Below are 18,880 nucleotides of genomic sequence, written 5' to 3'. Positions count from 1 at the left end.
GCCACGGCGGACGGGGGTGTTACGACCCGAGGATCGTCGTAAGGAACTCGCCCGTCCACGCCAGCAGTTCGCGGCCGACCACCGGCTTGCCACCGATCTGACCCGTCGTCGGACGCGGGACCAGGATCTGGTGGGTGGCCGGCTTCAGGACCGTACGCGGATACAGCCGCTTCAGCCTCAGCTCCTGCGACTCGCGCAGCTCCACCGGCCCGAAGCGGATGTTGGGCCCGGCCAGCGTGATGTCCGCGACGCCGCAGGCGCGCGCCAGCATCCGCAGGCCCGCGACCAGGAGCAGGTTCTCCACCGGCTCGGGAAGCTTGCCGTACCGGTCGGTGAGCTCTTCCCGTACGGCCCGGATGTCGTCCTCGGAGTTCGCCGAGGCGATCGCCCGGTACGCCTGGAGACGCAGCCGCTCGCCCGGCGCGTAGTCGTGCGGAACGTGCGCGTCCACCGGGAGCTCGATCTTGACCTCCAGCGGCGGCTCCTCCTCGACCTGGCCGTCCACCGCCGCGCGGTAATCGGCCACGGCCTCACCGACCATGCGGATGTACAGGTCGAAGCCGACGCCCGCGATGTGACCGGACTGCTCACCGCCCAGGAGGTTGCCCGCGCCACGGATTTCGAGGTCCTTCATGGCCACGTACATGCCCGCGCCCATCTCGGTGTGCTGGGCGATCGTCGCGAGCCGCTCGTGCGCGGTCTCCGTCAGCGGCTTCTCCGGCGGGTAGAGGAAGTACGCGTACCCACGGTCGCGGCCACGGCCCACCCGGCCACGCAGCTGATGCAACTGCGAGAGACCGAAGTTGTCGCCGCGCTCGACGATCAGAGTGTTGGCGTTGGAGATGTCGATGCCGGACTCGACGATCGTCGTCGACACCAGGACGTCGAACTTCTTCTCCCAGAAGTCGACGACCACCTGCTCCAGCGCGCTCTCGCCCATCTGACCGTGCGCTGTAGCGATCCGCGCCTCCGGCACGATCTCACGGAGCTTCGCGGCTGCCCGGTCGATCGACTCGACGCGGTTGTGGATGTAGAAGACCTGGCCCTCGCGCAGCAGCTCACGGCGGATCGCGGCGCCGATCTGCTTCTGCTCGTACGGTCCGACGAAGGTCAGCACCGGGTGGCGCTCCTCCGGCGGCGTCGTGATCGTCGACATCTCACGGATGCCGGTGACCGCCATTTCGAGCGTGCGCGGAATCGGCGTCGCGGACATCGTCAGTACGTCGACGTTGGCGCGCAGCTTCTTCAGCTGCTCCTTGTGCTCGACACCGAACCGCTGCTCCTCGTCGACGATGACCAGGCCCAGGTCCTTGAACTTCGTCTCGGCGGAGAAGAGCCGGTGCGTACCGATGACGAGGTCGACCGAACCCTCGCGGAGCCCCTCCAGCGTCGCCTTCGCCTCCGTGTCCGACTGGAAGCGGCTCAGCGCCTTCACCACGACCGGGAACTGGGCGTACCGCTCCGAAAACGTGCCGAAGTGCTGCTGCACCAGCAGCGTCGTGGGGACGAGGACCGCGACCTGCTTGCCGTCCTGCACCGCCTTGAAGGCGGCGCGGACCGCGATCTCCGTCTTGCCGTAACCGACGTCGCCGCAGACCAGGCGGTCCATGGGGATGGACTTCTCCATGTCCTCCTTCACCTCGGCGATGGTGGACAGCTGGTCGGGCGTCTCGACGTACGGGAAGGCGTCCTCCAGCTCGCGCTGCCAGGGGGTGTCCGGGCCGAAGGTGTGGCCGGGCGCCGCCATGCGCGCCGAGTACAGCTTGATCAGGTCGGCGGCGATCTCCTTGACCGCCTTCTTCGCGCGCGCCTTCGTCTTCGTCCAGTCCGCGCCGCCGAGCCGGTGGAGGGTCGGGGCCTCGCCGCCGACGTACTTGGTGACCTGCTCCAGCTGGTCGGTGGGGATGTAGAGGCGGTCGCCGGGCTGGCCGCGCTTGGCGGGGGCGTACTCGACGAGCAGGTACTCGCGGGTCGCGCCCTGGACCGTGCGCTGGACCATCTCGATGTAGCGGCCGACGCCGTGCTGCTCGTGGACGATGAAGTCGCCGGCCTGGAGCGTCAGCGGGTCGATGGTCTTGCGGCGGCGGGCCGGCATGCGGCCCAGTTCCTTGGTGGCGGTGCGCTGGCCGGTGAGGTCGGTCTCGGTGAGTACGGCCAGCTTGAGGCCGGGGTCGACGAAGCCGTAGTCGATCGAGCCGCACGCGACGTGGACGACGGACGGGCCGATCTCGGCGAGGTCCGCCTCGAGGCGGGCGGGGATGCCCTCACTGCCGAGGACTTCGACCGTACGCGCCGCCGGGCCGTGGCCCTCGGTGACGTACACCGTGCGCCAGCCGTCGGCCAGCCATCCCTTGGTGTCGGCGAGCGCTCTGGCCGTGTCGCCGCGGTACGCCTCCGGGGCGTGCATGCCGAGCTTGAGCGTGTCGTCCGACAGCTCCTCGTCGGCGGCGAACGGCGCCACCGACCACCACAGCATGTCCAGCTCACGGGCGTGTTCCCGTACGTCCGCGATGCCGCGCAGCGAGGCCGCGCCCACGTCGATCGGGGCGTCGCCGCCGCCCGCCGTGGCGGCCCAGGACGCCTGGAGGAACTCCTGGGAGGTCGCCACCAGGTCCGCCGCCCTGGTCCGTACCCGCTCGGGGTCGCACACCAGCGCCATCGACCCCTTGGGCAGCACGTCGAGCAGCAGCTCCATGTCGTCCACGAGGACCGGAGCGAGGGACTCCATGCCCTCTACGGCGATCCCCTCGGCCAGCTTGCCGAGCAGCTCGCCGAGCTCGGGGTGCGCCTCGGCGAGGGCGGCCGCCCGCTCCCGCACGCTGTCGGTCAGCAGCAGCTCGCGGCAGGGCGGCGCCCACAGCCCGTGCTCGGCGACTTCGAGCGAACGCTGGTCGGCGACCTTGAAGTAGCGGATCTCCTCGACGTCGTCGCCCCAGAACTCCACCCGCAGCGGGTGCTCCTCGGTCGGTGGGAAGACGTCGAGGATGCCGCCGCGCACCGCGAATTCGCCGCGCTTCTCGACCAGCTCTACGCGCGAGTACGCCGCTGCCGCGAGCGCGGCGGTCACGTCGCCCAGGTCGGCGCTCTGCCCGGTCCGCAGCGCCACCGGCTCCAGGTCGCCCAGCCCTTTGACCTGCGGCTGGAGTACGGACCGTACCGGCGCCACGATCACGCTCACCGGGCCGGCGGACGGGTCGTCGGCGCGGGGGTGCGCGAGGCGGCGCAGGACTGCGAGGCGCCGGCCCATCGTGTCGCTGCGGGGCGACAGCCGCTCATGCGGCAGCGTCTCCCACGACGGGTAGTCGACGATCCCCTCCTCCGGCAGCAGCGTGCGCAGAGCAGCCGCCAGGTCCTCGGCCTCACGGCCGGTGGCCGTGACGGCGAGCACGGTACGCCCGGTCTCGCGGGCCAGCGCGGCCACCGCGAAAGGCCGCGCGGCGGGCGGGCCGACCAGGTCGATGTGCATGCGGTTGCCGTCGGTGGCGGCCTTCACCGCTTCGGCGAGCGCCGGGTCTCGTACTACGGCATCGAGCAGACCGTGCAGGCTCATGAAGGGCTTCCGTCCGGGTAACGAGGTGAACAAAAACAGCTGTGGGCAACGCGAAGGACCCGACACGTCTCACGGGCCGGGGTTCTCCCAGCCTACGACGCCGGTCCGTCACCCGCGTGAGGGAACACTGTGGCTCGGACGGCCGTATCGGCGCTACGCTGGATCTGAAGCTAGTCCACTGTTAGTCCCCCGGCTCCCTGTGAGGCAGTCATGGAAGCAGCCCGGCAGTACAACGTCCACGAGGCGAAGACGCACTTCTCGCGGATACTGCAGCAGGTCGAGACCGGTGAAGAGATCGTGATCAGCCGGGCCGGCCAGCCCATCGCCAAGGTCGTGCCGCTGCGCCCCAAGGTCGACCGGACCGATTACGGCGCCCTCAAGGGCCAGATCCACCTCCACGACGACTTCGACGAACTGCCCGACGACATCGCCGAAGCCTTCGGGATGCGCGGATGAAGCTGCTCCTCGACACGCACGTCGTCCTGTGGTGGCTGAACGCCTCGCCTGAGCTGTCCCCGGCCCTCAAAGACCTGCTGCGCACCGAACCTGACGTGTACATCAGCGCCGCAACGCCGTGGGAGATCGCTATCAAGCATTCCCTCGGCAAACTCGACAGCACTGAAAACCTGGCCGAACGAGCCAGGGACCTGCAGTTCATGCCGCTGCCCATCACCGCGGCCCACGGGGTGCGCGCCGCCCGGCTGCCATCGCACCACCGGGACCCCTTCGACCGCGTGCTCATCGCCCAGGCGCAGATGGAAGAACTCACCCTCGTCACCCGCGACAAGTCGATCCCGCAGTACGACGTACAGATCATGGCGGCCTGACAAAGACAGCGGCCCGGGCCGGGGTGTTCGCAGGAACACCCCGGGGCCGGGCCCGTCACCGCACTGGCTCCGCCACCGCTACTCCGTGGCAACGTTCATCCGCCCCGCCCCGCCCGGGCTGGTCAGCGAACGCGCGGAAGTTGACGGACACACGACGGCGGGGTTCGATCGCCACGAGAAGCACCGAGTTCAGCGCTGCCGCGACTCGCTCCAGTAAAGGGAGCGTCGGCATACATTTCCCGTGCTCCAGTCGGGATATCGCCGCCTGCGACATTCCTGTCAATTCTGCCAACTGCGCTTGAGTCATTCCAATCTCACGGCGCCGCGCTCTCACCGCTCGGCCGAAGAAATCTTCCAGCCCCGGCTTGCGGTGCCTGCTGCCAATAGGTTTCATCTGGCCTGGCTCCTCTCGATCGTGTCCGTCGTCGCACCCCGGCAACAGGCGGCAGCCTAAAGCGTAGTAAGCGGTCCACCACACCTAGCTCTTTTGAGCACAATCTGAGCTTCCACGGGAGCGCACCCGACCGAGGAAGCCACGCGGTGAGACCTTGGACGGCAGCCCATGCGGCGAATCTCCGCATACCAGAAGTGGCATAACCGAAGGCCGCCCCGAGCGTTATTGCTGGCCAGAGCCAACGGAATGCCAGCCTCCGAATTCCTTCACGTCTCTGGTAGGCCTTAAACGGTTGCCTGCGCCACACGCCACATGACAGTGTTACCGCCGACGCCAACAGGAAAGGAAACGCAACCTTGACCACCTTGCGTAATTCAATTTCCGGAGCAGCGCTGACAAGCGTGCTCGTCCTCACAGCAGTGACGCCGGCCTTAGCCGATTCCGCTCGCGCAGCCGAACCACTTGCCCCCCAGGCGACCAAGGCCCAGAAGCTGTCGAAGATGAAGTCCGTCACCGCGGAATCTGCCGCTTCCCAAGATCGGTGGTTCGCGGCACTCGGAAAGCGAAATACTCCCTCCATCAAGAAGTACAGGTTCACATGGGACACCGATAGCTGCTCCTGGGCACCGGACAAGCTTCCCGGGGGATACGACCTCAAGTTTCCGTGTTGGCGACATGACTTCGGCTACCGCAACTACAAGAGAATCATCGGCGCACCGGCGTTCCGCAGGGACCACAAGAAGCGCGTGGACAAAGCCTTCCTGCATGACATGAACCGTGTGTGCGACAAATTCGTCTGGGCAGACCCGTTCACCCCTGCCCAGCGCAAGGAGCTCAAGGCAAACTGCAAGAAGACCGCAAAGAAGTACTACTCCACCGTGCGGTCTTTCAACTGACCGACCAGGGAAACCGGTAAACGCGGGCAGTCGGCAATCCATTCGGATCACCGACTGCCCGCTTACATTTCGTCCCGCCCCAAAGCGGCGCCGCCCCCCTCACTCAGTCGCGATCGCTTTCAGAACATTCATACGGCCCGCTCTGAAGGCCGGGATCACTGCGGCGAAGAGCCCCACGAATGCGGAACCTACAAAGACTGCCAGAATTGTCGGCCAGGGAATATCAAGGACCTTCATACCCTCCAGTGCGAGCAGCACCTGAGCCGCTGCACCCCAGCCCATGCCAAGACCGATACCCAGCAGTGCGCCGAAGACCGCGATGACAATCGATTCCAGCCGGATCATGCTGCGCAACTGTCGGCGGGAAAAGCCGATAGCACGCATGAGGCCAATCTCCCTGGTGCGTTCCACGACTGACAGAGCCAGTGTGTTCACGACGCCGAGGATCGCCACAATGATCGCGAGCCCGAGCAATCCGTAGACGATGTTCAGCAGTTGGCCGACCTCGTCCTTCAGCTCCTGCTTGAAGTCCTTCTGATCCAGGACCTTTACCGTCGGGTCGGATTCCACCGCGGCCTTGAGCGATTCGTATGCCTGACTCTGTTTACCGGGCGCTGCCGTTGCGAAAAGAACGCTGTCCAACGGCATGCGGTCGGCGGGGACGTACTGAGCGGCGGTCGTGATGCTCGTATACATCGCACCCTTGTCGACCGAGACATCATCGGACGTGATGGCAACGACCGCCAGCCGAGCCGTCCTGCCGTGCTCGAAGGCGACCTTCAGTTCGTCCCCGACGCCGACTCCGTGGCGTTCGGCGAACTCGGAGCCGACCGACATGGCGTCCTTGCCATAAGCAGCGGAGAGACTGCCGGAGAGCGTCTTCCGGTGAAGGTCCTCCATGTACGTCGGGTCGGTGGCGACCAGTTCCTCGGTCTCGGTCGCGCCCTCCGGCACCGTCACTCTGACCGGCACTTCCTTCATGTGCGTGACATGAGCGGTGTAGGGCGCACGTTCTACGGCCTGCGCCAACTGCCGACTGACCGGCTTCCTGCCGTCGCCGTCACCTGCCTGGATGATGAAGTCCGCGCCAACCGACTTGTCGAGCTCCTGCGTGGCCGAGGCGACCATCGAGGACCCGACGACGGAGAGGCAGGCGACCAGGGCGAGGCCGATCATCAGTGCGGCGCCCGTAGCGCCCGTACGCCGGGGGTTGCGCAGCGCGTTGCGCTCGGCCATCCGGCCGACCGGGCCGAACATCCGCAGCACGACGGCACTGATCGCCTTGACCACGACTCCCGCGAGGAGCGGGCCGACGACTATGAAGCCGATCAGGGTCAGGACGACACCGCCGCCGAGGAACAGCGAGCCTTCGCTCGCCTTCTCCGCCCGCGTCGTCAGCAGGAGCAGCGCGCCGCCCGAACCGGTCAGCACCAGGCCGATCCCGGCCCGTATCCAGCCGGCCTTGCCGTCCGCCGGTGTCCCGGCGTCGCGCAGCGCGGCCATCGGGGAGACCTTGCCGGCCCGCCGGGCCGGGATGTAGGCGGCGACGGTGACGACGATGCCGAGCGCGAGCCCGACGACCGGGGTCGTCCAGGCCACGGTCAGGTCCTTGGTGGACAGCTCCATGCCCATCGAGCCCATGAGCTTCATCAGGCCGACGGCGAGGCCGACACCGGCGCCCACGCCGAGGATCGAGCCGACGACGCCGAGCAGCAGCGCCTCCACCAGCACGCCCCGGTTGACCTGCTTGCGGCTGGAGCCGATGGCCCGCATCAGGCCGATCTCGCGGGTGCGCTGGGTGACCAGCATCGAGAAGGTGTTGACGATGAGGAAGATGCCGACGAGGAAGGCGATCCCGGCGAAGCCGAGCATCGCGTACTTCATCACGTCGAGGAAGGAGCCGACTTCCTCGCGGCCCGAGTCCGCGGCTTCCTTCGCGGTCTGGAGCTTGTACGGGCCGTCGAGCGCGCCAGCGAGCCGCTGCTTCAACTGCGTGTCGCTGACGCCCTCTTCGGCGGTTACGGAGACGTGCGTGAAGAGGTCCGGCTTGCCCAGCAGCTTCTGCTGCGAGGTCGCGGTTTCGAAGAAGACGACGGTCGCGCCCGGGTTGGTCATCTTGAAGGAAGCGATGCCGGAGATCTTGGCCTTGATGTCGCCGGTGACGGCGATCGTACGCAGCTCGTCGCCCAGCTTCAGGCCGTGCTTGTCGGCGGTGTCGGCGTCGACCATCACCTCGGTGGGCCCGCGCGGGGCGTGTCCGGAGGTGATGTCCATCGACTTGAGGTCGTTCTTCGTCCAGTTGCCGGCGATCGTCGGGGCGCCGCTGTCGGAGCCCATGTTCTTGTTGTCGCTGTTGACGACGGTCACGGACATGCTGACGACGGCGCCCTCGGCGGACTTCACGCCGTCCGTCTTGGTCACCTGCTGAACGAGGGAGGCGGGGAGCGCCTCGGGCCTGCCGGTCCGCGGCCCGTTGTCCTCGTCCTCGGCCGCCTTGGGGCTGACGGTGACATCGGCGGAGCCGGCGGCGAAGAGCTTGTCGAAGGTGGTGTTCATGGTGTCGGTGAAGACGAGCGTGCCGCACACGAACGCCACCGAGAGCAGGACCGCGACGGCGGAGAGCGCCATCCGTCCCTTGTGCGCGACGAAGTTGCGCATGGAGGTCTTGACGACGGTCATGACGTCCGCCCGCGTGCGTCGAAGTCCTTCATACGGTCGAGGACTTGCTCGGCGGTCGGCGAGAACATCTCATCCACGATCCGGCCGTCCGCGAGATACAGCACCCGGTCCGCGTAGGAGGCGGCAACCGGGTCGTGCGTAACCATGACGATGGTCTGGCCCAGCTCGTCGACGGACTTGCGCAGGAAGCTCAACACCTCTGCCCCGGCCCGCGAATCAAGGTTTCCGGTCGGCTCGTCACCGAAGATGATCTCGGGGCGGGCGGCGAGGGCCCGCGCCACGGCGACCCGCTGCTGCTGGCCGCCGGACAGCTGGGTGGGCCGGTGCTTGAGCCGGTCCGCGAGGCCCACCGTCTCCACCACCTGGTTCAGCCACGGCGCGTCCGGCTTGCGGCCGGCGATGTCCATCGGCAGGGTGATGTTCTCCAGGGCGTTGAGCGTAGGCAACAGGTTGAAGGCCTGGAAGATGAAGCCGATACGGTCCCTGCGCAGCTGCGTGAGCTTCTTGTCCTTGAGCTTGGTGATCTCGGTTTCGTCGAGGTAGATCTCGCCCGAGGTCACGGTGTCCAGGCCGGCGAGGCAGTGCATCAGCGTGGACTTGCCGGAGCCGGACGGCCCCATGATGGCGGTGAACTGCCCCCGGTTGATGTCCACATCGACGTGGTCGAGCGCGACGACCCTGGTCTCCCCCGCCCCGTACGCCTTGACGACCTGCCGCGACCTCGCGGCAACGGCCGTACGCCCTCCAGTGCCCCCGTGCCTGGGAATGGTCATAGCCGTTGTCACGGTGAGTCTCCTAAGTGTGTGATCAAGTGCTTCGAGTCTGGCGGCCGGAAACCCCCCGCACACTGGTGCGCATCTCCGTATTCGCCCTGGGGCCAGCCCCACCACCGACGTGCGGTGGCCCGTAAGACCAAGCTAAAGAGCGGGCGCGTTCTCCTCGTCCTCCACCGGGACGAACACCCCCTGGCCAGAAATAAGGAGAAGCCCCTAGGTGCTCTCCACCCGCAGGTGGACCCCGACTCGGGGGAGCCTGCACCCTCCCGCTGCGTGACCTGCAAGTGAGAAGGTGTCGAGGACCAGATACGTGCACGGTGAAGGGATCTTGGTGAGCGGCGCGGGAAGCAGTGCGGGCAGTACCGGACCCGCCGGAAATACGGGCAGCGCCGGCGCGATAACCGGAGGCAGGGGTTCCACCGGCCTCGCCGCTCCGAACGCGAACGCCCGCCGCGGCCCCGTCGTCGCCGCGCTCATGCTCGGCATGGCCCTCGCCGCGCTCGACGGCACGATCGTCTCCACCGCCGTCCCCCAGATCGTCGGCGACCTCGGCGGCTTCGCCGTCTTCTCCTGGCTCTTCTCCGGCTACCTCCTCGCCGTCACCGTCACCCTCCCCGTGTACGGAAAGCTGTCCGACACCTTCGGCCGCAAGCCGGTCCTGATCGCGGGCATAGTCCTCTTCCTCATCGGCTCACTGCTCTGCGCCGCCGCCTGGAACATGGGCAGCCTGATCGCGTTCCGCGTCGTCCAGGGACTCGGCGGCGGCGCCATCCAGGGCACGGTCCAGACAATCGCCGCCGACCTCTACCCCCTGAAGCAACGCCCGAAGATCCAAGCCCGACTGTCGACCGTGTGGGCGGTGTCGGCCGTCGCGGGCCCGGGGCTCGGCGGGCTGCTCGCCGCGTACGCCGACTGGCGCTGGATCTTCCTCATCAACCTGCCGGTGGGCGCGATCGCCCTCTGGCTCATAGCCCGCCACCTGCACGAACCGTCCCGTCCCAAGTCGGCGCGCGCCCGCCCCCGTATCGACTGGGCCGGCGCCCTTGCCGTATTCGCCTGCGGCGGCCTGCTGCTCTTCGCGCTCGTCCAGGGCGGCGTCGCCTGGCCCTGGCTCTCCGCGCCCTCACTCGCCCTCTTCGGCGCGAGCGCCATCCTCGCCGCCGCCACCGTCTTCATCGAACGGCGCGCCGCCGAGCCGATCATCCCCGGCTGGGTGTGGCGCAGGCGCACCATCGCCGCCGTCAACCTCGCCCTCGGCGCGCTCGGCCTCCTCATGGTCGCGCCGACGGTCTTCCTCCCCACCTACGCCCAGGCGGTCCTCGGCCTCGGCCCGATCGCCGCCGGCTTCGTCCTCTCCGTCATGACCCTGAGCTGGCCGCTCTCCGCGGCGCTCAGCCAGCACGCGTACAACCGCATCGGCTTCCGCCTCACCGCCATCACCGGCATAGCCTGCGCGACCCTGATCCTGCTCGCCTTCCCCCTCCTCCCCTTCCCCGGCGCGGCCTGGCAGCCGACCCTGATCATGCTGCTGCTCGGCGCGGCGCTCGGCCTCTTCCAACTCCCCCTCATCGTCGGCGTCCAGTCGACGGTCGGCTACGCGGAGCGCGGTACGACGACCGCGTCCGTACTCTTCTGCCGCCAGGTCGGCCAGTCCGTCGGCGCGGCCCTCTTCGGCGCGATAGCCAACGCCACGCTCGCATCGAGGCTTTCCGCCGCCCCGGACGACATACGAGCCGGCCTCCCCGACGACCTCGACTCCGTCTCCCACGCACTGGCCAACCCGAACTCGCTCACAGCCGAAGCGGCCGACTACCTGCGCCGAGCGGTGGACACGGCGGTCGACCACGTCTACATCGGCGCGGCAATAGCGGCCACCCTCGCCCTGCTGGCCCTGGTCTTCGTCGCGCCCCGCCGCTTCCCCGTCATAACCGAGGAAACCCCGGCCAAGTAAGCCGGAGCGGTGCACGGCGGCGCGCAGGCTATCGCGAAGCTGCTGGCTGCCCGTCAGCTTTCTGCCGGGGCGCGGCCGGTCAGGGTGGCCAGGCTGGTGCGGACGTGCGTCATGTGCGCCTGCATCTCCTCGCGCGCGTCGTCGTGCTCGCGCAGCACGCGCTCCGTCTCCCGTACGACGCGCTCCTCACGCACCCGTGCCTCGGCGAGCAGTTCGGCGGCGCGTGCCTCCGCGTTCTCCTGGCCGTGACGGGCCGTCTCCTCCTCGGCGGCCAGCGCTCGCTGCCCGTCCGCGAGGCCGCCCTCGGCGCAGGCCGCGCGTTCCGCATGACGCGCGGTCAGCTCCGCCTCGCGCCCGGCGAGTTCCCGCTCGGCACTCTCCCAGCGCTCCGCGTGCTCCTTCTCCTGGCCGGCGAGCAAATCCGCCGCACGCCGGCGCATCTCCTTCAGCGCCGCGATCGCCTCACCTCGCCGCGCCTTCACGTCCCGGCGCGCGTCGGCCCTCGTCTCGTCGGCGGTGCGCTGGGCGACGAGGAGGATCTGCTGAGCGCGGGCATCGGCCTCGGCCAGTACCGTCTCCGCGTGCTCGCGGGCCGCCTCGCGGGAAGCGGCGGCCGCCGCTGCGGCCGCGTCGCGCAGCGCCTGGGCCTCATCGCGGGCCGAGGCCACCACTTCCGCGGCCTCCTCCTCGACCACCGCCAGGAGGTGCTGGGCGCGCTTGCCGAGGGCCTCGTACGTCTGCGGAGCGAGGCCGTCCGCCTGTTCGCGCATCCGCGCCGCCTCGGCCTCCATCTCCTTCGTCAGGACGGTGAGGCGCGCGGCGCGCTCCCACGCGGCGTCGCGGTCCTGGGAGAGCCCGGCGGCGTACCGCTCCACCTGGTCAGGACGGTAACCGCGGCCCCGCCCGACGGTGAAGCCGTGAGGTGACGGTGAAACCGATGCACTCATCCTTGAAGCCTCTCTCCGACGCACAACACAATCCGTGGCAATCTTGACGGATGAGCCGCAAGTGCTCAAAACCCGACACTCCGCCCGATCGCACCGGTCAAGGATGCGTCAATTGCTGTCAGAAGTCGGAATCGAGGTGCCGTCGCGCAGCGCGCCGAAGAGCTTTCCGGCCGACGACCGGGACGGGCGCCCGACCCGCACCGCAGGTCGAGCGCCCGAACGTACCCCTCAGCCGGTCAGAGCAGGCCGTCCCACATCTGCTCCAGCAGCACCGACCACCAGCTCTCCGGCGACGCCAGCGCCGCCGGGTCCAGCGCGGCGAGCTGCGCCTGGAAGTCGACCGTCCAGCGGCCCGCCTGCTCGGGCGTGAGACCGAAGCGCAGCCGCCACATGTGGCCGAGGAGTGCCAGCGAGCGCGTGAACTCCGGCAGCCCGGTGTTCACGAACTGCGGCGGCACGGGCTGGCCGCCGGGGCCCGCCTCCACCGGTACGGCCACGATGTTGGCCGTGCCGTACTGCACACAGACCGCCCGGCCGAAGTCGCTGCCCATGACGAGATACGAGCCCGCGTCCGGAGCCGGCTGCACGCCGCGCTGCGCGGCGAGCTCCGCGAGCGTCGGCACCGGCTGACCCGGCACCGCCTGCGCCCAGAAGAACGGCCCGAAATCGACGGGCAGACCCGCCCACACGAGCGTGCGCGCCACGATCTCCGGTACGCCCTGACGCGACACCGCCGCCTGGTCGAAGCGGAAGATGCCCTGCGGCCCGAAGGCGCCCATCAGCTCGTGCGCGATGCCTTCGGGCGGGATCGGCGGCGCCTGCGTCAGCTGGCCCGGCGGCGGCAACGGCACCCGCATCGGCGCGGGGCGCGCCGGGCCGTCCGCGACCTGGTGCAACTCCCCCTGGTGGGTGAGGAGATGCCGCATGCCCTGCTGGCGGCTGGCGTGATCCTTGCCGTACGGCGCCACGCTCGTGATCCGCACCTGCGGCCAGGTCTCGCGGATCATGCGGGCGCAGTAACCACCCGGCAGCTCACACGACTCCAGCTCCGTGTGCAGCTCCAGCACCTGCTGCGGCGGCACGTTCATGGCGCGCAACTCGTGCAGGATCTGCCACTCCGGGTGCGGCGTGCCGGGCGCGGAGCGGCGGATGAGCTGCTGCTCACTGCCGTCCTGGGCGCGGTAGCGCAGGACGGCCTGGTAGCCGGGGCCGACGGTCGGCAGGCCGGTCGGCTGGGGCTGCGGATAGCCGTACGCCTGCCCCTGGCCCTGCGGAGGCTGCGGCATGGGCATGGGCATGGGCTGCGGCATCGGTGCGCCACCGGGCGGCATTCCCGGCATTCCCGGCATCCCGGGCGGACCGGGCGGGCCGGGCGGCTGCGGGGCGCCGGGCGGCGGACCGACCTGGCCGGGACCGGCCAGCATGGTCTCCGCGTGATGCACACCGCCGCCGGGAGGGCCGGGCGGACCGGGCGGTTGCGGAACCCCCGGCATGCCGCCACCCTGACTCGGGTCGGAGAACATCGTCGCCGCATGATGTACGCCCCCACCGGGAGGCGGGGCCGCCGAACCAGGAGCCCCGGGAGGCCCAGGAGGACCGGGAGGAGCGGGCGGCTGCGGAGCCCCCGGCATGCCACCGCCCTGACTCGGGTCGGAGAACATCGTCGCCGCATGGTGAACACCGCCACCGGGAGGCGGCGTCGGCGAACCAGGAGGGCCAGGAGGACTCGGCGGGCCGGGCGGACTGGGCGGGCCGGGCGGACCGGGCGGCTGCGGGCCGTCGGGCCCCAGCGCCGAAACGAGCTGAGTCGGTACGTACCCACCCGCCGGCGTACCGGGAACGCCGGGCGGCGGCGGAGGCATCGAACCGCTCCCCCGCGCACCGCGCGGCACCGCGGCCTTGCTGGTCGCGGCGTCGGCGATGTCCCCGGCATCGGGCCGGGGCCCGCCGGGGCGTACGGGCGCAACCGGCGGCTGCGGCGCCTCACCGGGGACCGCGGGGGCCACCGTGGTCGAGGGCAAGTGGCTGCCGCCCGACATCAGCGCCGTCTTGGCCTCCGGCGGCACACCGGGCGGCGGGGCGTCGTCCTCGTCGGACCCGGAGAGCGGCGGCGCGAAAACCGTCGCGGGCAGCGGAACGGACGCGTCGTCGGAGCCGGTGGCCGAGTTGGTGTCGGTCCCGGCCCAGGGGGTCGCCCCGACGGGCGCCGCGGGCACGCCGTCGGAAGCGGTGGGCTCGTAGTCGACCTGGCCCGCACTGGGCCAGGGAGTCCCTCCGGACCCGCGTTCGGCCTGCGAAGCGTTCTCACTCCCGGATCCGCCCCAATTCCCGCCCCCGGCCGTCGAACTGGCGTCGGCCGAATCACCGAGCGCGCCACCGGCACCGCCCGCCGAAGGCGAAGCCGCCCCCGCGCTGACCGCGTCGGCCCAACCGCCGCCCGCAGAGGCCGAACCAGCAGCCGAACCCGAAGTCGAAGTCGAACCCGAACCTGAACTCGAACCCGTCGAACGGCGATCCGGAATGCCGATCTTGTCCGCCGCGTCCTGGAGCCACTCCGGTGGCGTCAACAGGAACGACGTCTGTTCCAGGTCAACCCGCTGCGCCGGAGCCGGCCCCGCATCCGCCACCGGTGACACGTCCGGCGTCCCGTACTCCTCCTCGTACCGGCGGATCACCTCACCCACCGGCAGCCCGGGCCACAGCGTGGCCTCGCCACTGTCCCGCGCGATGACGAGGCGCTGACGCCCACCGTCCGACGCCGGACCGTCCGCACGGTCCTCCGCCCACACCACGAAACCGAGTTCGAACTCGCGCACCCGCACCTCACGGTGCGACGGCACGGGCACATCCCCGTTGACCCACTCTTCCGCGCGCTCCTGCGCCTGCGCGAAGGTCACCATCGGACCGTCACCCCTCCACCGGGACGGCGCGCGCGAAGCCGCCGTCCACCATCAGGTTCGCCACGGTCTCCAGCTCCGGCGGATTGCCCGCCAGCCGCTGCAGAAAAGCGTCGAAGTCGTCGCCGCAGGGCAGCAGCAGCCGCTCCACGCGGTCATTCACCGTCCAGCCGTCGCGGTCCCGCGCGTCGTCGTACGCGACGAACCACACCGACCCCACCGCCTCGCCCCTGACCTTCACGGCCAGCAGACCGCCCTGCACGAAAGCGACGCCCAGATAGTCCTTGGTCATGTGGTCGCGCAAGCACTTGTTGACGTACACCAGATCATTCACCGCGGCCTCGTCCCGCACAGTGAAGAACGGCTGGTCGACCAGCAGCCCCAGCTCCGCGTCCAGCGCAGCGCCCACCGGCGCGCAACCGCCCGCCGCCTTCAGGAAGGACCTGTACGCGCCCGGAAGCCGGTAGCCGAGATCCTCCTCCACGCCCAGGATCTGCTGCTCACTCACCGATACGGAACCCTTCGGCAGCCCGAAATGGGCCGGCCGCGTCTCCTGAAGGGGCCGCGTACCGCGCTTGTCCTGATCGACGGCGGCCGTCGTCAACCCACCGTGGTGACGCAAAAGCGCCTTCACCTCTACGGGTACGAGTTCCATGCGCCGGGTGTTCGCCACGTGGTGCCAGGTCCAGCCGTGCGGGGTCGCGACCGCCGGGATCGTGTCCCACAGGTCATGCCCGTCGGCGGCCAGCGCCGCATTGGCGGACACGTAGTCGGTAAGCCGCAGTTCATCGACGCCGAAACCCTCCGGGGGCTCGGCGATCTCCGCGACAGCACGCGCGTACGGCGTGAAAACCGGGAAGCCGGCGTCGTCAACACGCACACCCTGAGGATGGCGGGAGGCCCGGACCGGGTCCGGGAAGTGCACGAGCTGCCCGGCGTAGGCCGCATTCGGTGGCGCGGCTTGCTGCCCGAGCCGACCTGTCGTCATGGCGGTTGCCCCCTGCTGCGTCTGGCTGATCCGGACAGCCTATGCGGTGGGACAACACGCGGCCCCGCCCCTCGCCTTGCGTAACGAACCGTCACACCGGGGTCACCACCTGGCGACACACGTACACGATTCACCGACCCAGCTTCCGTACCAGCGGACACATTTGGCAGGCTGTCCCAGCAACGCGGGGGCGTGCACACCAGCGGCTACCGTCGCGGGCACGGAGGGGAGCACCACCATGCACACGGCACAGACAGCCGCCACGACGACACCGACGGGCACGGCCACGGCCACGACAGCGACAACGAAGACGTCGGCAGCGGCGGCCACAGGCGCAGACACAGCCACAGCCGGAGACCCGCGCCTCAGCTGGAGCAGCACCGATCCCACCCACGTGCCCGCGCTCAGCCACCGCCGGGACGGCATCCTGCCGACAGTCGCCGCCGCACTCTCGGTACGCGGCGCCGACACGCTGATGTGCACCGCCGGCAGGGGCGACCAGCCGCCGGCGCTGCACCCGCTCGTCCAGGACTTCCTCGACACCCTCACCAGCGGCCAGCGAGAACGCTTCACCGGCCGCTGCCCGGAAGCGATCCTCCTCTCCCGGCACATCACCGCCACCGAAGGCGCACGCTCCAAGCGCGCCTCCCGCAAACCGCTCACCACGGGCGAGGCCCGCCGCTCCCTGAAGCACTCCAAACTCACGGCACGCCGCATCCGCGAGGACGGCGATCCCCTGCACGGCAGCTACGCACCGCCGTGCCGATCCTGTACGCCGATGCTCGCCCATTTCGGCGTACGTGCCGTAGACCCGACCGCGACCACCAACGAGAAGGGCTGACCCGCACCCCATGCCGGCCCCCAACACCAGCACCACCCGCTTCCCGGTAGCCGTGGACGCCGCCCTGCGCGCGGCCGGCTGGCAGCCCGGACGCTGGGACATACGGCAGGCGGAGCACTGGGCCGACACCCTGCGCGCCCACACGTCACCGGTCGGCCACCAGCACAGCGTGTTCCCCGCGGCGGTAGAGGCGTGGGCCGAATTCGGCGGCCTGCACATCACGCCGCCGGGCCCGGGCCGGCAGATCGCGCCCACACCCGTACGTTTCGATCCCCTCAGCGGACTGCACCACGCCCGTACGCTCGCCGACCTCGGCCGGGCCCTCGGCACGGAGGTGTGCCCGCTGGGCACGGAACTCGGCGGCGAGGGGTACGACGGGCAGGCGGTGCTCGCGATCGATGTGGAGGGCCGCGTCTACAGCCTGGACCACACGGGCGACTGGTACCTGGGCCCGGACCTCGACCACGCCCTCTCCACCCTGATCACCGGCACCCAGCCCAGCCGGCTGACCCCGGCGTAGCACCGCGCCGGAGCCGGGCGGCGCGCGCGGTTCGCGGGGGCTACGTGGTCGGCGCCGCGCCGCGGCGTCTCCTCGGGCGTCGAACGTTCGGCCACCGCGATTCGCTCGGCGTGGCTGCGTTCAACGCCCTGCGGGGAGCGCCCCGACACGCCCCCTCCGGCACCGCGCCACATCGCCACATCGCCACCACACGCCGCAGCCGAAAGCGGAGCCGAATGCGCACGCGGCGGCTACGTTCCGCGCGGGCGGGCCGGGAGTACCGCCGAGACGCGGAAGCCGCCCGCGTCCGTCGGGCCGGACACGAAGACGCCCCCCAGCGCCGTCACCCGCTCCCGCATCCCCACCAGCCCATTCCCCCCGCTCGGCAGCCCCGCGTCAGCCGTCCCGGCGTCCGACGGCCCGTTCTCGACCTGCATCGCGACCTCCGAGCCGCGGTGCGCGAGCCGCACCCACGTCTTCGCCCCCGCCGCGTGCTTGTGCACGTTCGTCAGGGCTTCCTGCACCACGCGGTACGCCGTCTGCTCCACCAGCGCCCCGCAGTCGACCGGATCGCCCTCCACCGAGAACTCCACCACCATCCCCGCCTGCCGCGACTGCCCCACCAGCGCCTCAAGATCGGCCAGATACGGCCCGTCCTCCGCCTCGGCGGCAGCCACAGCCGCAGCCGCCGCACCCACCGCCGCCAGCGGAACAGCCGACGACGTCAACGACCGCGCCCCAGAACCCCCCGCATCCCCCGACCGCAGCACCCCGAGCATCTCCCGCAACTCCCTCAGCGCCCGCCGCCCCATGTCCCCGACCAGCGCCGCGTTCTTCACCGCCTTGGCCGGGTCCTTCAACGCCACCGCCTGCAGCGCCGCCGCATGCACCACCATCAGACTCACCCGGTGCGCGACCACATCGTGCATCTCACGCGCGATCCGCGTCCGCTCCTCCGTACGCGCCCACTCGGCCCGCTCCTCCGCCCGGTCCGCCAGCAGCGACAGCTCCCGCTCCAGCGAATCCGCCCGCTCCCGCAAGCTCTCCATCAACCGCCGCCGCGCCCCTATATAGAGCCCGTACAACACCGGCGGCCCCGTCAGCCCCAGCGACAAGAACAACGAAACCACCGGCACGTACCAGGGCCCGGGCCTGAAGTCCCCGTCCGTGGCGTTCGCCACGTCCTGCTGGGTCCGTACGAACGTCACGATCAACGTCCCGGCCAGCGACATCCCCGCCAGCACCACCGTGATCCGGCGCGGCACCTCCGACGCGGCCAGCGTGTACAGCGACACGATGCCCATCAGGAAAGCCATCTCGGCCGGCGTCACGGCGATCGACACCAGCACCACCGCGATCGGCCACCGCCGCCGCACGACCAGCACGGACCCCGCGACCAGCCCGAACACCACCCCCAGCGGAACCGGCAGCCCCGCGTTCCCCGCGAACCTCACACCCTCCAACGCACATTCGAGCGCCGAAACCAGCGCCAGCCCCACATCCAGGACGACACTGCGCCGCCTGTCCCACCACCAGAAGCGCCGGGCGGTCATGCCCGTGGCGTCCTGATCTGCCCCCGTAACGGTCATGCCGACCACCCTACGGGCGCCCGCCACCCAATATCCGGAGACCGGA

14 protein-coding genes are annotated in these 18,880 nt (G+C 70.0%); 6 read left to right on the top strand and 8 right to left on the bottom strand.

Annotated features, from left to right (window positions below; all coding sequences use genetic code 11):
* Positions 1–19: 19 nt before the first annotated feature.
* Positions 20–3,550 (bottom strand): transcription-repair coupling factor, encoded by a 3,531-nt coding sequence (gene mfd, locus J7E96_RS25430; RefSeq protein WP_215134165.1) that lies wholly within the window; start codon positions 3,548–3,550, stop codon positions 20–22.
* Positions 3,551–3,760: 210 nt separating this feature from the next.
* On the opposite strand from mfd, the gene J7E96_RS25425 reads away from it, so the two are divergent.
* Positions 3,761–4,006 (top strand): type II toxin-antitoxin system Phd/YefM family antitoxin, encoded by a 246-nt coding sequence (locus J7E96_RS25425; RefSeq protein ID WP_215134163.1) that lies wholly within the window; start codon positions 3,761–3,763, stop codon positions 4,004–4,006.
* On the top strand, positions 4,003–4,377 hold the full coding sequence (locus tag J7E96_RS25420; RefSeq protein WP_215134161.1) for a type II toxin-antitoxin system VapC family toxin: 375 nt from the start codon (positions 4,003–4,005) through the stop codon (positions 4,375–4,377). Before J7E96_RS25425 ends, J7E96_RS25420 begins: the two co-directional genes overlap by 4 nt.
* 55 nt (positions 4,378–4,432) lie before the next feature.
* Here J7E96_RS25420 and J7E96_RS25415 read toward each other — a convergent pair whose 3' ends face one another.
* The gene (locus tag J7E96_RS25415) at positions 4,433–4,771 is read right to left on the bottom strand and encodes a helix-turn-helix domain-containing protein (RefSeq protein ID WP_215134159.1); all 339 of its coding nucleotides are present in this window, start codon (positions 4,769–4,771) and stop codon (positions 4,433–4,435) included.
* Positions 4,772–5,127: 356 nt separating this feature from the next.
* Here J7E96_RS25415 and J7E96_RS25410 point away from each other — a divergent pair, with 356 nt between their 5' ends.
* Positions 5,128–5,667 carry a phospholipase A2 gene (locus J7E96_RS25410; RefSeq protein ID WP_215134158.1) on the top strand — a complete coding sequence of 180 codons (540 nt, stop codon included), beginning with the start codon at positions 5,128–5,130 and terminating at the stop codon, positions 5,665–5,667.
* Between the two features lie 99 nt (positions 5,668–5,766).
* Here J7E96_RS25410 and J7E96_RS25405 read toward each other — a convergent pair whose 3' ends face one another.
* Positions 5,767–8,346 (bottom strand): ABC transporter permease, encoded by a 2,580-nt coding sequence (locus J7E96_RS25405; protein ID WP_215134156.1) that lies wholly within the window; start codon positions 8,344–8,346, stop codon positions 5,767–5,769.
* Positions 8,343–9,131: an ABC transporter ATP-binding protein gene (locus J7E96_RS25400; protein WP_215134154.1), complete on the bottom strand. Its 789-nt coding sequence runs from the start codon at positions 9,129–9,131 to the stop codon at positions 8,343–8,345. Before J7E96_RS25400 ends, J7E96_RS25405 begins: the two co-directional genes overlap by 4 nt.
* A gap of 388 nt (positions 9,132–9,519) precedes the next feature.
* Here J7E96_RS25400 and J7E96_RS25395 point away from each other — a divergent pair, with 388 nt between their 5' ends.
* Entirely contained in the window at positions 9,520–11,073 is a 1,554-nt protein-coding gene (locus J7E96_RS25395; protein WP_308296138.1) for an MDR family MFS transporter, read from the top strand.
* A gap of 53 nt (positions 11,074–11,126) precedes the next feature.
* Here the strand turns inward: J7E96_RS25395 and J7E96_RS25390 are convergent, their stop codons facing one another.
* The 3 genes from J7E96_RS25390 to J7E96_RS25380 form a co-directional block, all read right to left on the bottom strand.
* Positions 11,127–12,020, bottom strand: coding sequence for a cellulose-binding protein (locus tag J7E96_RS25390; RefSeq protein ID WP_215134152.1), 894 nt, complete (start codon positions 12,018–12,020; stop codon positions 11,127–11,129).
* A gap of 236 nt (positions 12,021–12,256) precedes the next feature.
* Positions 12,257–14,920 carry an SUKH-4 family immunity protein gene (locus J7E96_RS25385; protein ID WP_215134150.1) on the bottom strand — a complete coding sequence of 888 codons (2,664 nt, stop codon included), beginning with the start codon at positions 14,918–14,920 and terminating at the stop codon, positions 12,257–12,259.
* A gap of 7 nt (positions 14,921–14,927) precedes the next feature.
* On the bottom strand, positions 14,928–15,905 hold the full coding sequence (locus J7E96_RS25380; protein WP_215134148.1) for an HNH endonuclease: 978 nt from the start codon (positions 15,903–15,905) through the stop codon (positions 14,928–14,930).
* Between the two features lie 238 nt (positions 15,906–16,143).
* Here J7E96_RS25380 and J7E96_RS25375 point away from each other — a divergent pair, with 238 nt between their 5' ends.
* Both J7E96_RS25375 and J7E96_RS25370 read left to right on the top strand, forming a co-directional pair.
* Positions 16,144–16,746, top strand: coding sequence for a YwqJ-related putative deaminase (locus J7E96_RS25375; RefSeq protein ID WP_215134145.1), 603 nt, complete (start codon positions 16,144–16,146; stop codon positions 16,744–16,746).
* 10 nt (positions 16,747–16,756) lie between these two features.
* Entirely contained in the window at positions 16,757–17,266 is a 510-nt protein-coding gene (locus J7E96_RS25370) for an SUKH-3 domain-containing protein (RefSeq protein WP_215134143.1), read from the top strand.
* 230 nt (positions 17,267–17,496) lie between these two features.
* Here the strand turns inward: J7E96_RS25370 and J7E96_RS25365 are convergent, their stop codons facing one another.
* A complete protein-coding gene (locus J7E96_RS25365) occupies positions 17,497–18,834 on the bottom strand; it encodes a sensor histidine kinase (RefSeq protein ID WP_215134141.1) in 1,338 nt (445 codons plus the stop codon).
* Positions 18,835–18,880 lie beyond the last annotated feature (46 nt).

The sequence above is a fragment of the Streptomyces sp. ISL-96 genome (assembly GCF_018614035.1).
Lineage (GTDB): Bacteria > Actinomycetota > Actinomycetes > Streptomycetales > Streptomycetaceae > Streptomyces.
The sequence above is the reverse complement of the archived record's forward strand: the minus strand, read 5'-3'. Positions and strand labels throughout refer to the sequence as shown.